Source organism: Mesorhizobium maamorense, from assembly GCF_044998965.1.
In the GTDB taxonomy this organism is placed as follows: domain Bacteria; phylum Pseudomonadota; class Alphaproteobacteria; order Rhizobiales; family Rhizobiaceae; genus Mesorhizobium.
On record NZ_CP173356.1, the window covers coordinates 1,633,132 to 1,647,020 of the forward strand.

Sequence of the window (13,889 nt, forward strand, 5' to 3'; positions counted from 1 at the left end):
CCTTTGTGACCATAATTTAGGTCATAATTTATCGAACCGCAAGCCGCCGGTCGGGATCGATCTACTCCGCGGCCTGCACCTTGATCACGCCGCGCTTGATCTGGTCCTGCTCGATCGATTCGAACAGTGCGCGGAAATTGCCTTCGCCAAAGCCTTCGTCGCCCTTGCGCTGGATGAATTCGAAGAAGATTGGTCCGATCACGGTCTTGGAGAAGATCTGCAAGAGGATCTTCGTCGTGCCGCCGTCGACCACACCTTCGCCGTCGATCAAAATGCCATGCTTCTTCATGCGTTCGAGCGGCTCGTCATGGCCGCTCACGCGTGCATGCGACATCTCGTAATAGGTCTCCGGCGGGCCGGGCATGAATTTCAGCCCGTTGGCGGCAAGCTTGTCGGTGGCCTCGTAGATCGCGTCGGTGCCCACCGCTATGTGCTGGATGCCCTCGCCATTGTACTTCTTCAGATATTCGGCGATCTGGCTGGTGTCGTCCTTGGACTCGTTGAGCGGAATGCGGATCTTGCCGCAGGGCGAGGTGATCGCCCGGCTGACCAGCCCGGTGATCTTGCCGTCGATGTCGAAGAAATGGATCTGCTTGAAGCCAAACAGGTCGCGGTAGAAATCCCACCATTTGTCCATGTTGCCGCGGTAGACATTATGCGTGAGGTGGTCGAGGAAATAGAAGCCGACGCCTTCCGGCCTGGGGTCGCGTTTGCCCAGCCATTCGAATTCGGCATCATAGGCCGAACCCCTCTCGCCATAGGTTTCGATGAAGTAGAGCAGCGAGCCGCCGATGCCAACGATCGCCGGCACGTCAAGCGTCTTGTCGGCGCCTTCGTAAGGCGTGGCTCCTTTCGATACCGCGTGTTCGAAGGCATGCTTGGCGTCCACGACCCGCCACGCCATCGAGGAGGCGCATGGGCCATGCTTGTCGACGAACTTCATCGCATGCGAGCTGGGCTCGGCGTTGACGACATAGTTGATGTCGCCTTGCCGCCAGACGGTGATGTCCTTCGTGCGATGCCTGGCCACGGCTACGTAGCCCATGCGGGTGAACAACTGGGCCAGCTTCCGCGGCTCCGGATGCGCGAATTCGACGAACTCGAAACCGTCGGTGCCGGCGGGGTTGGTCTTGCTGATCTTGGCGGGCGGGGCGTCGTGCGGGAAGGGACCCATGATAATCCTCCGGAAGCTGGCTTGGCCTGCATAGGCCATCTCAACTCATCATAGCGCGGGCAGGTCGCACGGTGCTTGCATTCAAACGCTTGAAATGTTTATCTGATGCATGAAATGTGCATGGTTTTTGGAAGTATCATGAATGATGCGCGTCTTGATCAGTTTGATCGCAAGATATTGGCGCTGTTGCAGTGTGACGCACGGCTCACCAACAACGACCTTTCGGAGCGGGTGAACCTCTCGGCCTCGCAATGCTCGCGCCGCCGCCAGCGGCTTGAGGAGGACGGCTATATCAAGGGCTATCGCGCCGTGCTTGACCGCGACCGGCTGGGCTTTTCGCTGGTCAACGTCATCTCGGTGACCTTGGCCACCCACAACCGCGACAATGCGCGGCGCTTCGGCGAACTCGTGGCGCGGCTGCCCGAAGTGCAGGAGGCGCACGCGCTGACCGGCGAAATGGATTATATCCTGAAGGTGGTTACGCCCGACCTGAAATCATTGTCGGAGTTCGTCAATGGCGTGCTCTTGCCGCACGAATCCGTGCAGCACGTCAAGACGGCGATTGTGCTCGAGACGCTCAAGGAGACGGGCGCGCTGCCGATCTAACCCTTCGACTGCTGGATCAGCCCGTAGAGATTGGTGCAGCGAGCGCCGGAACGGCAGTAGGCGAACACCGGGCCTTCCAGCTCGTCGAGCGCTTGTCCCTGGTCCTCGACATTCTCCGCGGTGATCTGGCCGCTGATGACGGGAATGTAGCGGAAGGCAAGCCCGGCAGCCTCGATTGCGGCCTTGAGCGTGTCGGCCGAAGGCTGGCCGGGCTGCTCGTCGTCCGGCCGGTTGCAGATCACGCTCTTGAAGCCGGCTGCCTTGATGGCGGCGACGTCCTCGGGCTGGATCTGGCCCGAGACCGAATAGTCCTCGCTGATCTCGCGGTATTCCATTGTGGTGTCCTCGCAATCTGGTTGGGCAGTCTTGCCACTCCCCGGCACGGCCGGCAATCCACGCCGAGGGATTTCTCTGCCAAATAGCGAGTGCTGACCGGAAAATCCAACCGGGCCGCGAGGGCCCGATTGGGTCGGAGCGGCTCAACTGCCGAGGATCGCGCCTTTGATCTGCGTGATGTTGTTGTGCATCATGTCGATATAGGTCGAGGCCGGGCCGTCGGGCTGCGACAGCGCGTCGGAATAGAGCGTGCCGCCGACCTTGATGCCGGTCTCGCTGGCGATCTGCTCGATCAGGCGCGGATTGGTGATGTTCTCGACGAAGATCGCCGCCGCTTTGTCCTGCTTGACCTGCTCGACCAGCTTGGCGACGTCGGCGGCCGACGGTTCGGAGTCCGTCGAGACGCCCTCCGGCGCTAGGAAGGTCAGGCCGTATTCGTGCTCGAAATAACCGAACGCGTCATGCGAGGTGATGACAACGCGTTTTGCCTCGGGAATGGACTGGATCGCCGCCTTCACTTCACCTTCGAGCGCGTCGAGCTTCTTTGTGTAAGCCGCGGCGTTGGTCTGGTAGCTGACGCAGCCATCATTGTCGGCCGCACAGAACGCCTCGGCAATGTTCTTCACATAGATCTTGGCGTTGGCGATCGACTGGAAGGCATGCGGGTCGGTGACTGTCTTGCTGCCGCCGGTACCCGCACCCTCCGCCGCGTCCGCATCGGCGAATTCCGGTTTGAAGTCGATCGCCGCCACGCCCTTGGTCAGGGTGACGATCGAGGCCTTGGTGGCGCTGGCATCGACCAGCCGCTGTAGAAAGCCCTCGAAATGCAGGCCGTTGACCAGCACCAGATCGGCGCCCGCCATGGCGACCGCATCAGCCGGGCTCGGCTCGTAGACATGCGCATCGCCGTCGGGTCCCACGATGGTGGTGATGTTGACGCGGTCGCCGCCAACATTCCTGGCGAAATCGGCAATGACGGTAAAACTTGCGACCACTTTCAAGGGCGCCGCAAAGGCCGACGACGCGTCGAGAGCAGTTATTGTTATAACGCTCATCGTAAGGGCGGCGCGGATCGATTTCAACATGGGCGGTCTCCTTGGAGGCTTGGGATGGATCAGGCCGTCCGATGACGGTGATGGACGATGCGGGCGCGCAGCGCGCCGCGTGTGCCGAACAAGATCGAGGCGAAATAGACGACGCCTCCCGACAGGATGATCGCCGGGCCTGAGGGCAGCGAGGCGTGGTAGGACAGAAGCAGTCCGGCGATGCAGGAGGCAAAGCCGATCAGCACGGCCAGCACGCACATCGGTTCGACGCGCACGGTCCAGAAACGGGCCGCGGCGGCCGGCAGCATCATCAGTCCGACCGACAGAAGCGTGCCCAGCGCCTGGAAGCCGCCAACGAGGTTGAGCACGACGAGGCCGAGGAAAATGAAATGCACCGGACTGCCCCACCGGCTGACCGAGCGCAGGAACAGCGGGTCGAGGCATTCGGCGACCAAGGCCCGCCAGAAGACGGCGAGACTGGCAAGCGTCACCAGCACGATGCCGCCGATCAGCGTCAGCGCTTCATCGTTGAGCGCCAGCACCGTACCGAACAGCACATGCATGAGGTCGACGCTGGAGCCACGGACCGAAACCATCAGCACGCCGACGGCGAGCGAAATCAGGTAGAAGGCGGCCATCGAGGCGTCTTCGCGCTGGATGGTGAATCGCGAGACGGCGCCCGCGCCGAGTGCAACGACGATGCCGGCGATCAGGCCGCCAATGGTCATCGGCAGGATTTCCAGCCCGTAAAGCAGGAAGCCGGCGGCGGCGCCCGGCAGGATCGCGTGCGCCATGGCGTCGCCCGAGAGGCTCATGCGCCGCAACATCAGGAACACGCCGACCGGACAGGCGCCGAGCGACAGCATCAGCGAGCCGAACAGCGCCCGCTGCATGAAGGCGAAATCGGCGAAAGGCGCGATGAAGAGTTCGTAGAAGACGTTCATCATGCAGCCCTTGGTCCGGCGCCATGATGGTGGTGACGATCCTGTGCATGGGCAGGCTCATCATGATTGTGATCATGTCCGTCATGGTCATGATCGGGTCCGCCCGGCTCGCACCATGGCGCGTTCTCTTCCCACGCTTCATGGAAGCGCCTGGCCCGCAGGAGATTCTCCAGGCCGCAGCGTCTCCTTCGTCTCGCCCCAGGCGACAGGCTGGCGGGCCAGCAGCAGCGTTTCGGGAAAATTCTGCCGGACAAGGTCGAGGTCGTGGACGACGACCATGATTGTGCGTTCCTCGCCATGCCAGCGCTTGATCAGCGCAATAAGATCGCCCATCGTCTTTGCATCGACGGCGTTGAACGGCTCGTCGAGCAGGATGAGATCCGCATCCTGCAACAGCACGCGGGCAAACAAGGTGCGCTGCAACTGGCCGCCCGACAGCGTGTCGATCGGGCGGGTCTCGAAGCCGCCAAGGCCGACCGCCATCAACGCCTCGCTGACGGATTGGCGATCCTCCTTGGTATGGCGGCCGAGCAGCCCGCGTTTCGGCCACAGGCCGAGCGAGACCAGATCGACGACCCGGGCCGGAAAGCTGCGGTCGAGTTCCGACTGCTGCGGCAGATAGGCGGCGCGCACGCCAGGCGCCCGCGTCACCGCGCCGGCCATCGGCTTCAGCACGCCGACGATACCCTTCATCAACGTCGACTTGCCCGAGCCATTGGCGCCAACGACGGCGGTCAGCGAGCCTTTGCGTATGATGCCGTCCAGATGATGGATCGCCGGATGGCTGTTATAGCCAAGCGTCAGGTCACGGAATGTCAGGCAGGTTTCGGTCATTTGACGGTCCGTGGGGCGGTAGTGCAGCTGCCGGGCAGCGCCGATTGGATATGTGATGTTATTACATTAGTCAACAAGCCAATCGAGCGGAATTGTGGCTGCCGGCTCAACTTGCCGTGACCCTCCGGCGCTGCTGGTCCAAGGGGATTTGGAACGCTCGGCCTTGCCCGAAGCCGATGCCAACTCTAAAGAGGCGCGACCACAAAGGAAGGAAACCTCCCATGAGCATTCGTCGCATCGATGTTGGCCCGCGCATGAGCCAGATCGTCATTCACGGCAATACCGTCTATCTGGCCGGCCAGGTCGGAGAGCCGGGCGGCAACGTCGCCTCGCAGACCCGCGATATTCTGGCGACGATCGACGAATTGTTGGCCAAGGCCGGCACCGACAAGACCAAGATCGTCCAGGCGATCATCTGGCTGGCCGACATGGGCACCTTCGCCGAGATGAACTCGGAATGGGACAAGTGGGTGCCGCAGGGCCACACACCCGCACGCGCCACCGGCGAAGCCAAGCTCGCCGGTCCGGAATATCTGGTCGAGATCATTGTCACCGCGGCGATCTGAGCTTTTTACCCTCTCCCTTGTGGGAGGGTCGCTGCGCAGCAGCGGGGTGGGAGCGGCGCTCACCCCACCCGTCTCGCCAACCTTGCTTCGCAACGTCGGCTCCGCGACCCTCCCGGAGAGGGGGAGGGTCAGGCCTGCGGCGTGAATCTTGCCACCAACGTGTGGCTCTCGGCTGCATAGGTGAAGCGCACATGGGTGACCGGGTGCTCGGCGCTCCATGTCCGGCGCTCGACCACAAGACAGGCCGCGCTCAGGTCGATGTCGAGGGCATCGGCAACACGCTCGTCGGCGGCAACAGCACGAATGCGATGCTCGGCCTCGCTCCATGGCACACGGCCGATCAGCCACGGGCCCGGTGCAATGTCGAGGAACTCTTCCTCGCCGGCTTCCGCGACGGCGGAGAGATTGATCAGCCGCTCTTCGAGCGCGAACGGCCGCTCTCCGGCGAAATGCAGGCATTCCAGCGATAGTACCCAACCCGAGGCAGAAAGCCCGAGCAGCGACCGGTCTTGCGCGCTGCTGCGCCGCTTCAGGCGCGCCAGCCGCTCATAGCGATAGGGCAGCCCAAGCGCTTCGACCTCGATCCTGATGTCATGGATTTCCAGCACCGCCGCTTGCGATTGCGGCTGACGCACGAAGCTGCCTGAGCGCCGGCGGCGTTCGATCAGTCCTGACTTGGCAAGCTGCGACAGCGCCTTGTTCACCGTCATGCGCGAGCAATCATATTCGGCCGTCAGCTCGTGCTCGAACGGGATGCGATGCCCCGGCGCCCAGGCGCCGGACAGGATTTTCTCGCTTATGTCCGACAGGATGCGCTGATGCAGCGACACCGTCTCGCCGCCCTCCGTCTCCGCTGTCGCCACCATGCTCATGGGCTGTCCCTGATCAGCCTGCCGAAAGCGCGGTCATGACATTGCGGAAACACGCCGCGATGGCGTCGCGCCTGACGTGCCTGCCGCCGCTGACTTGCTTTTGGCCGTGCACCCAGACGCAATCGACCTTGGTGCCGTTGGCGAAGATCCAGGCGTCGAGGATCGCGTCTCCGGTCTTGCCGGCAAGCGAAGCCTGGCTGTGGTCGAGCGATACGAGGTCGGCGGATGCGCCAATGGCGATCCGCGAGGCGCCGGCGCCAAGGGCGACGCTGCCGCCGTCAAGCGCTGCGTCGAACAGCGCGCGGCCGGTCGAGCCGCCGGCGACCGCCAGCACGTTGCGGGCGCGGTGGGCAAGACGCTGCGAATATTCGAGTTGCCGAAGTTCGTCCGGCAGCCCGATCAGCACGTTGGAATCGGAGCCGACGCCGAAGCGGCCGCCATGTTGCGCGAACAGCGGCGCCGCAAAAATGCCATCGCCGAGATTGGCTTCGGTGATCGGGCACAGCCCAGCGATCGCGCCGCTTTTTGCCATCGCCATGGTCTCGGCATCGGTCATATGGGTGGCATGGATCAGGCACCAGCGCCGGTCGACATTGGCATGGCCAAGCAGAAACTCGACCGGACGCGCGCCCGACCAGGCAATGCAGTCCTCGACCTCCTTCACTTGTTCCGCGACGTGGATGTGGATCGGTCCGTCCGGCGCCATCGCAGCGACTTGTCGCAACTCCTCGACCGTCGCCGCACGCAAACTATGGGGGGCGACGCCGATGACCGCTTGATTCAAGGCGCGAACGCATTCGCGACTTTTCTCAACCAGGCGTGAGAACCGGTTAACATCATTGAGGAATCTGCGCTGACCTTCGTTGGGAGCCGCGCCGCCGAAAGAAGAGTGTGCATAGAAGACCGGCAGCAGCGTCAAGCCTATGCCGGTTTCTGCGGCGGCGGCCGCGATGCGCTCGGCCATTTCGGCAATGTTGGCGTAGGGCTTTCCGTCGCGGTCGTGATGCAGATAATGAAATTCGCCGACGCGCGAAAAGCCCGCCTCCAGCAGCTCGACATAGAGCTGGGCGGCGACCGCCTCGACCTGATCGGGCGTCATCGACAGCGCGAAACGGTACATCACCTCGCGCCAGCTCCAGAAACTGTCGGCCGACGGGCCGCGCAACTCGGCAAGTCCGGCCATGCCGCGCTGGAACGCGTGGCTATGCAGGTTGGGCATGCCCGGCAGGACGATGGCGTGGCGCTCGTCGCCGGTGTTCGGCGCAACCCCGGCGTCGATTGCCGCAACGCGGCCTTCGTCCAGGGCGATGCGCACATTGCTTCGCCAGCCTTCCGGCAGAAGCGCCTGTTCCGCAAAGATCGCCGTCACGTTGTTCTCCGAATCCTGGCTTATGATGACAATAGCACTTGCGGTGCTTTTTAATATGTATATACATAACAGCCATCCTTTCAAAGGGAAAATATGATGGCTGGAGAAAGCAGGGGCCGGGCGGCGGCGGTTCGCATATGGCGCAATGCGCGCCTGGCGACTTTTGCCGAAGGGGCAGGGCAGGGCGTCGTCGAAAAGGGCGCCGTCGCCGCGCGTGACGGCATCATCGTCTATGCCGGCGCCGAAGCCGATATTCCGGCGGCGTTCGAGCAGCGTGCCGAGATCGTCGATTGCGAGGGCCGCTGGATCACGCCCGGCCTGATCGACTGCCACACCCATCTCGTCCATGCCGGCGACCGCGCCAACGAGTTCGAGATGCGGCTGGCCGGCGCCACCTATGAGGAGGTCGCCAGGGCCGGCGGCGGCATCGTCTCGTCGGTCAGGGCCTTGCGTGCCGCGGGTGAGGACGAATTGGTCGCTCAGACACTGCCGCGTCTCGATGCGCTGATCGCCGAGGGCGCCACCACCGTCGAGGTCAAGTCCGGCTATGGCCTTGACCTGGAAAACGAGAAAAAGTCGCTGCGCGCGGCGCGCCGCCTGGGCGCCGAGCGCCCGGTGACGATCCGCACGACCTTTCTCGGCGCCCATGCCTTGCCGCCGGAAGCCAAGGGCGACAAGGACGCCTTCATCGATCTCATCACCGCCACGATCCTGCCGGCCATTGCTGCCGACGGGCTTGCCGACGCCGTCGATGGTTTCTGCGAAGGCATCGCGTTTTCGGTCGAGCAGATGGCACGGGTCTTCGAAGCCGCAAAGGCGCTTGGCCTGCCGGTAAAGCTCCATGCCGACCAATTGTCGAACCTGCATGGCGCCGAACTCGCCGCGCGCTATGGCGCGTTGTCGGCCGATCATCTCGAATACACCGATGAGGCAGGCGCGGCGGCAATGGCTGCATCGGGCAGCGTGGCGACGATCCTGCCCGGCGCCTACTATTTTATTCGCGAAACGAAGAAACCTCCGATCGAATTATTCCGCAGGCATGACGTCAGGATCGCCGTCGCCACCGACAACAATCCCGGCACCTCGCCGCTGACGTCGTTGCTGCTGACCATGAACATGGCGGCGACCTTGTTCGGCATGACGGTCGATGAATGCCTCGCGGGCGTGACCCGCGAAGCCGCCCGCGCACTGGGTCTGCTCGGACAGACCGGCACGCTGGAGGCGGGCAAATCCGCCGATCTAGCGATCTGGAGCATCGAGCGCCCTGCCGAACTCGTCTACCGCATGGGCTTCAACCCCTTGCACGCGCGCATCTGGAGAGGACAATGACCGAACTCGTACTGAAACCCGGCAACGTGACCCTGGCCGACTGGCGCGCCATCTATCGCGGCGCCGTGCCCAGGCTCGACGATGCCTGCCGGCCAAAGATCAAGGCGAGTGCGGAGGCTGTCGCACGCATCGTCGCCAAGGGCGAGCCGGTCTATGGCATCAACACCGGTTTCGGCAAACTGGCCAGCGTCCGCATTCCTGCCCAGGATCTCGAAACGCTTCAGCGTAACATCGTGCTCTCGCACGCCGCCGGCGTCGGCGAGCCGATGCCGGTCGCTGTTTGCAGGCTGATGATGGCCTTGAAGCTTGCCAGCCTGGCGCAGGGCGCCTCCGGCGTGCGGTCGCGCACCATCGAGCTGCTGGAAGCGATGCTGGCCAACGATGTCATCCCGGTGGTGCCGGCGCAAGGTTCGGTCGGCGCCTCCGGCGACCTCGCGCCGCTGTCACACATGACGGCCGTGATGATCGGCGTCGGCGAATGCTTCACGCCGCATGGCCGCTTCCCGGCCAAGGTCGCCTTCGTCTCGCATGGGCTGGAGCCTGTCATCCTTGGCGCCAAGGAAGGGCTGGCGCTGCTTAACGGCACGCAGTTCTCGACCGCCTACGCGCTGGCGGGCTTGTTCGAGGCCGAAGTTCTCTACCAGTCGGCACTGGTCGCGGGTGCACTGTCCACCGACGCCGCCAGGGGCTCGGACGCCCCCTTCGATCCGCGCATCCATCTCTTGAGGAAGCATCGCGGCCAGATCGAGACGGCGAATGCGCTGCGCAGTCTGATGGCCGGCAGCGCCATCCGCGAATCCCACCGCGTCGGCGACGAGCGCGTGCAGGATCCCTATTGCCTGCGCTGCCAGCCGCAGGTGATGGGGGCCGCTCTGGACGTGTTGCGCAAGGCGGCCGACACGCTCGGCACGGAAGCCAATGGCGTCACCGACAATCCCTTGATCTTCGCCGAGGACGACACCGCCTTGTCGGGCGGCAATTTCCATGCCGAGCCGGTGGCTTTCGCCGCCGACATGATCGCACTCGCCGTCTGCGAGATCGGCTCGCTGTCGGAGCGCCGCATCGCCATGCTGGTCGACCCTGCGCTGTCGGGCATGCCCGCCTTTTTGACGCCGAAGCCCGGCCTGAATTCCGGCTTCATGATCCCGCAGGTGACGGCGGCAGCGCTGGTTTCCGAAAACAAGCAGAAGGCCTATCCAGCAAGCGTCGATTCGATCCCGACCTCGGCCAACCAGGAGGATCACGTCTCGATGGCCGCACATGGTGCGCGCCGGCTGATCGGCATGGTCGAGAACGCCACGGCCGTCATCGGCATCGAGTTGCTGGCCGCGACCCAGGGCTGCGATTTCCACGCGCCCCTTGCTTCCAGCGCCGCACTCGAAGCGGTGCGCAAATTGGTCAGGGCCGAGGTGCCGCATCTCGACAACGACCGGCATTTCCATCCCGACATGGAGAAAGCCATCGCCATGGTGCGAAGCGGTGCGGCGGTCAAGGCGGCGAGCGCGGTGGCGCTGCCGGGGATTGCCTCATGAGAGTGCTTGGCATGGTAGGTTGCGTTCCTTCTCATCCCAGCCGTAGAGCTCCAACCTGCGGAGGCCTCGCATGACACCTCCTTGGCTGACGGTAAAACAAGGCACCGCGCCGCTGCTGGTTTCCATGCCGCACACCGGCATCGATCTCGCCGGTCTCGACAACCGGCTGGTCTCGAGCTGGCTTGGCCAGCGCGACTGCGACTGGTGGATCGACAAGCTCTATGATTTCGCCGCAGGTCTTGGCGCCACCGTCGTGCACACCGCCATCTCGCGCACCGTCATCGACGTCAATCGCGATCCGTCCGGCGCCTCGCTCTACCCTGGTCAGGCGACGACCGGGCTGTGCCCGACCGAAACCTTCGACGGCGATCCGCTCTACCGTACAGGCGAGGAACCGGGGCCGTCGGAAATCGACGAGCGCCGCCGAAAATTCTTCATGCCCTATCATGCCGCGCTCCAGGCCGAGATCGACCGGCTGCGCGGATTGCATGGCAAAATCGTCCTCTATGACTGCCACTCGATCCGCTCTGTGCTGCCGCGCCTGTTCGATGGCACGCTGCCGGTCTTCAATCTCGGCACCAATGACGGCAAGAGCACGGATCCGGCGCTGCAGGAAAAGGTCGCCGGGATCCTGGCCGAGACCGGCGAGACCTTCGTGGTCAATGGCCGCTTCAAGGGCGGGTGGATCACGCGCCATTTCGGCCAGCCGCAAAACGGCGTCCATGCGCTGCAGATGGAACTGTCCAACCGCGGCTACATGCGAGAGCCCGAAGGCAAGGGCGCGCCCGACAGCTGGCCGGTGCCTTACGACGCCGCCTTCGCCGCGCCGATCCGCGCCACGCTGACATCCATCCTCGAGACCGCGATTTCGTGGGTCGAGGGCTGACGCCTCGCCGCACTCGTCTGAAAGGGAAGTGACGACATGACCGATCCTCGCCACAACATCCGCGAAGTGCGCAGCCCCCGCGGCGACAAGCTCAATGCCAGGTATTGGACGACCGAAGCGCCGCTGCGCATGCTGATGAACAATCTCGATCCCGATGTCGCCGAAAATCCCAACGAACTGGTCGTCTATGGCGGCATCGGCCGGGCCGCGCGCACCTGGAACGATTTCGACCGCATCGCCGCTTCGCTGAAGACGCTTGGCGAGGACGAGACGCTGCTGGTGCAGTCCGGCAAGCCGGTCGGCGTCTTCCGCACCCATCCGGACGCGCCGCGCGTTTTGATAGCCAACTCCAATTTGGTGCCGCATTGGGCGACCTGGGAGAAATTCAACGAGCTCGATAGGAAAGGCCTGATGATGTACGGCCAGATGACGGCCGGCTCGTGGATCTATATCGGCACGCAAGGCATCGTGCAGGGCACCTACGAGACCTTCGTCGAGGCCGGCCGCCAGCACTATGGCGGCGATCTCAGGGGCAAATGGATCCTGACTGGCGGCCTCGGCGGCATGGGGGCGCCCAGCCTCTCGCGGCCGTCATGGCCGGCGCCTGCTGCCTGGCCGTCGAATGCGATCCCGACCGCATCGATTTCCGGCTGCGCACCCGCTATGTCGACGAGCGTGCCGATACGCTTGACGAGGCGCTGGAGAAGATCGCGCGCTGGACCAGGGCAGGCGAGGCGAAGTCGGTCGGCCTGGTCGGCAACACCGCCGATATCGTGCCCGAGCTGGTGCGGCGCGGTGTGCGCCCCGATATGGTCACCGACCAGACTTCGGCGCACGATCCGTTGAACGGCTATCTGCCCAAGGGCTGGACGCTGGCCGAGTGGCGCGAGAAGCGCACGTCCGACCCGAAAGCAGTCGAGAAAGCCGCCCGCGCCTCGATGCGCGAGCATGTCGAGGCGATGGTGGCCTTCTGGAACGCCGGCGTGCCGACGCTCGACTACGGCAACAACATCCGCCAGGTCGCCAAGGAAGAAGGCTTCGAGAACGCCTTTGCCTTCCCAGGCTTCGTGCCGGCCTATATCCGGCCGCTGTTCTGCCGCGGCATCGGCCCCTTCCGCTGGGCGGCCCTTTCCGGCGATCCGGAGGACATCTACAAGACCGACGCCAAGGTGCGCGAACTGACGCCCGGCAACACGCATCTGCACAATTGGCTGGACATGGCGCGCGAGCGCATCGCTTTCCAGGGCTTGCCGGCGCGCATCTGCTGGGTCGGCCTCGGCGACCGCCACCGGCTGGGCCTGGCCTTCAACGAGATGGTCGCCAGAGGCGAACTCAAGGCGCCTGTCGTCATTGGCCGCGACCATCTCGATTCCGGCTCGGTCGCGTCGCCAAACCGCGAGACGGAGGCGATGAAGGACGGCTCGGACGCGGTGTCCGACTGGCCGCTGCTCAACGCCTTGCTCAACACGGCGTCGGGCGCCACCTGGGTGTCGCTGCACCATGGCGGCGGTGTCGGCATGGGCTTTTCCCAGCATGCAGGCATGGTCATCGTCGCGGACGGCACGCCTGAGGCAGCCAGGCGCCTGGAGCGGGTGCTGTGGAATGATCCGGCGACCGGCGTCATGAGGCACGCCGACGCCGGCTACGACATCGCCATCGACTGCGCCAGGGAGCATCAGCTCAATTTGCCCGGCATTCTGGGATAACAGGCCGACCGATGCGCGTCCTGCGGGCAGCCGAATACAAATCGATGCCATGGAAGAACGGCGGCGGCGTGACGACGGAAATCGCCGTCTCGCCGGCCGATGCCGGGCTCGACGCCTTCGATTGGCGTGTCTCGATGGCGCGCGTCGAGAGCGGAGGGCCGTTCTCCAGCTTTGCCGGCATCGACCGCACGCTGTCGGTGCTGGAGGGCGAGGGGATCGTTCTTGATGTCGCCGGCCAGCCGCCGGCGCGCCTGACCGCCGCTTCAGCCCCGCTTTCCTTTCCGGCCGACCGGCCGACCGGTGCCGAACTGATCGCCGGCCCGATCACCGATCTCAACGTAATGACTCGTCGCGGCCGCATGAGGCATTCCGTCGAACGCCTCGTAATCTCGAACCCTTTGGAAATCGGAACTGAAAGCCGGGCGACCCTCGTCCTGTGTCTGGGTGGGGAAGTCGTGGTTGCCGCCGCTGAGCCTGTTCGCCTTGGCCACCTCGACGCGCTCCTGACTGCCTCAGCCACAACTGGCCTGCGCATCCAGCCGATCGACGACACGACAGTATTCGTGGTCCGGATCGATGGCATTCGAGCCAACGATTAACGCTTGTTTCCAAACATGATCGCGATGCCGGCGAAATATAGGGTAAGCTCCAGCCGGGATCACGAAAAAGCCTGAATCCTTTCCGTCGAT

The 13,889-nt window shown here is 64.1% G+C and carries 12 protein-coding genes and 2 pseudogenes; 7 read left to right on the forward strand and 7 right to left on the reverse strand.

Annotation, left to right across the window (positions count from 1 at the left end):
• Positions 1 to 61 precede the first annotated feature (61 nt).
• The gene (hppD, locus tag ACIU1A_RS08300; protein WP_404927059.1) at positions 62 to 1,174 is read right to left on the reverse strand and encodes a 4-hydroxyphenylpyruvate dioxygenase; all 1,113 of its coding nucleotides are present in this window, start codon (positions 1,172 to 1,174) and stop codon (positions 62 to 64) included.
• Positions 1,175 to 1,312: 138 nt separating this feature from the next.
• Between hppD and ACIU1A_RS08305 the strand changes: the two genes are divergently transcribed.
• On the forward strand, positions 1,313 to 1,780 hold the full coding sequence (locus ACIU1A_RS08305) for an Lrp/AsnC family transcriptional regulator (protein ID WP_140515609.1): 468 nt from the start codon (positions 1,313 to 1,315) through the stop codon (positions 1,778 to 1,780).
• Here ACIU1A_RS08305 and ACIU1A_RS08310 read toward each other — a convergent pair.
• From ACIU1A_RS08310 to aztA, 4 genes and pseudogenes are all read right to left on the reverse strand, one after another.
• A complete protein-coding gene (locus tag ACIU1A_RS08310; RefSeq protein WP_404927060.1) occupies positions 1,777 to 2,115 on the reverse strand; it encodes a TIGR01244 family sulfur transferase in 339 nt (112 codons plus the stop codon). The two genes, ACIU1A_RS08305 and ACIU1A_RS08310, sit on opposite strands and share 4 nt — an antisense overlap.
• Before the next feature lie 144 nt (positions 2,116 to 2,259).
• Entirely contained in the window at positions 2,260 to 3,201 is a 942-nt protein-coding gene (aztC, locus tag ACIU1A_RS08315; RefSeq protein WP_404927061.1) for a zinc ABC transporter substrate-binding protein AztC, read from the reverse strand.
• A gap of 29 nt (positions 3,202 to 3,230) precedes the next feature.
• Positions 3,231 to 4,106, reverse strand: a complete 876-nt coding sequence (aztB, locus tag ACIU1A_RS08320) for a zinc ABC transporter permease AztB (RefSeq protein WP_404927882.1) — start codon at positions 4,104 to 4,106, stop codon at positions 3,231 to 3,233.
• Positions 4,106 to 4,940 (reverse strand): annotated as a pseudogene (aztA, locus tag ACIU1A_RS08325) (zinc ABC transporter ATP-binding protein AztA). The gene aztB and the pseudogene aztA overlap by 1 nt, the downstream one beginning before the upstream one ends.
• Before the next feature lie 221 nt (positions 4,941 to 5,161).
• Here aztA and ACIU1A_RS08330 point away from each other — a divergent pair.
• Positions 5,162 to 5,506: a RidA family protein gene (locus ACIU1A_RS08330; protein WP_172350986.1), complete on the forward strand. Its 345-nt coding sequence runs from the start codon at positions 5,162 to 5,164 to the stop codon at positions 5,504 to 5,506.
• Positions 5,507 to 5,634: 128 nt separating this feature from the next.
• On the opposite strand, the gene hutC is transcribed toward ACIU1A_RS08330, so the two are convergent.
• Together hutC and ACIU1A_RS08340 are read right to left on the reverse strand one after the other, a co-directional pair.
• Positions 5,635 to 6,378: a histidine utilization repressor gene (gene hutC / locus ACIU1A_RS08335; protein WP_404927062.1), complete on the reverse strand. Its 744-nt coding sequence runs from the start codon at positions 6,376 to 6,378 to the stop codon at positions 5,635 to 5,637.
• Between the two features lie 13 nt (positions 6,379 to 6,391).
• The gene (locus tag ACIU1A_RS08340) at positions 6,392 to 7,747 is read right to left on the reverse strand and encodes a formimidoylglutamate deiminase (RefSeq protein WP_404927883.1); all 1,356 of its coding nucleotides are present in this window, start codon (positions 7,745 to 7,747) and stop codon (positions 6,392 to 6,394) included.
• Positions 7,748 to 7,843: 96 nt separating this feature from the next.
• Between ACIU1A_RS08340 and hutI the strand changes: the two genes are divergently transcribed.
• The 5 genes and pseudogenes from hutI to ACIU1A_RS08365 all read left to right on the forward strand — a co-directional run bounded on the left by hutI (position 7,844) and on the right by ACIU1A_RS08365 (position 13,799).
• On the forward strand, positions 7,844 to 9,076 hold the full coding sequence (hutI, locus tag ACIU1A_RS08345) for an imidazolonepropionase (protein ID WP_404927884.1): 1,233 nt from the start codon (positions 7,844 to 7,846) through the stop codon (positions 9,074 to 9,076).
• Entirely contained in the window at positions 9,073 to 10,608 is a 1,536-nt protein-coding gene (gene hutH, locus ACIU1A_RS08350) for a histidine ammonia-lyase (RefSeq protein WP_140521721.1), read from the forward strand. Before hutI ends, hutH begins: the two co-directional genes overlap by 4 nt.
• A gap of 70 nt (positions 10,609 to 10,678) precedes the next feature.
• Entirely contained in the window at positions 10,679 to 11,494 is an 816-nt protein-coding gene (gene hutG / locus ACIU1A_RS08355) for an N-formylglutamate deformylase (RefSeq protein ID WP_404927063.1), read from the forward strand.
• A gap of 36 nt (positions 11,495 to 11,530) precedes the next feature.
• Positions 11,531 to 13,200 (forward strand): annotated as a pseudogene (gene hutU, locus ACIU1A_RS08360) (urocanate hydratase).
• A gap of 11 nt (positions 13,201 to 13,211) precedes the next feature.
• Complete coding sequence (locus ACIU1A_RS08365; protein WP_140583760.1) at positions 13,212 to 13,799, forward strand: HutD family protein; 588 nt, start codon at positions 13,212 to 13,214, stop codon at positions 13,797 to 13,799.
• Positions 13,800 to 13,889: the final 90 nt, after the last annotated feature.

Bases quoted from the DNA above. Each gene is read 5' to 3' on its own strand.
- hutC (WP_404927062.1), bottom strand. From the start codon at position 6,378: ATGAGCATGGTGGCGACAGCGGAGACGGAGGGCGGCGAGACGGTGTCG.
- ACIU1A_RS08365 (WP_140583760.1), top strand. From the start codon at position 13,212: ATGCGCGTCCTGCGGGCAGCCGAATACAAATCGATGCCATGGAAGAAC.
- aztC (WP_404927061.1), bottom strand. From the start codon at position 3,201: ATGTTGAAATCGATCCGCGCCGCCCTTACGATGAGCGTTATAACAATA.
- hppD (WP_404927059.1), bottom strand. From the start codon at position 1,174: ATGGGTCCCTTCCCGCACGACGCCCCGCCCGCCAAGATCAGCAAGACC.
- aztB (WP_404927882.1), bottom strand. From the start codon at position 4,106: ATGAACGTCTTCTACGAACTCTTCATCGCGCCTTTCGCCGATTTCGCC.
- hutG (WP_404927063.1), top strand. From the start codon at position 10,679: ATGACACCTCCTTGGCTGACGGTAAAACAAGGCACCGCGCCGCTGCTG.
- hutI (WP_404927884.1), top strand. From the start codon at position 7,844: ATGGCTGGAGAAAGCAGGGGCCGGGCGGCGGCGGTTCGCATATGGCGC.
- ACIU1A_RS08330 (WP_172350986.1), top strand. From the start codon at position 5,162: ATGAGCATTCGTCGCATCGATGTTGGCCCGCGCATGAGCCAGATCGTC.
- ACIU1A_RS08310 (WP_404927060.1), bottom strand. From the start codon at position 2,115: ATGGAATACCGCGAGATCAGCGAGGACTATTCGGTCTCGGGCCAGATC.
- ACIU1A_RS08305 (WP_140515609.1), top strand. From the start codon at position 1,313: ATGAATGATGCGCGTCTTGATCAGTTTGATCGCAAGATATTGGCGCTG.
- hutH (WP_140521721.1), top strand. From the start codon at position 9,073: ATGACCGAACTCGTACTGAAACCCGGCAACGTGACCCTGGCCGACTGG.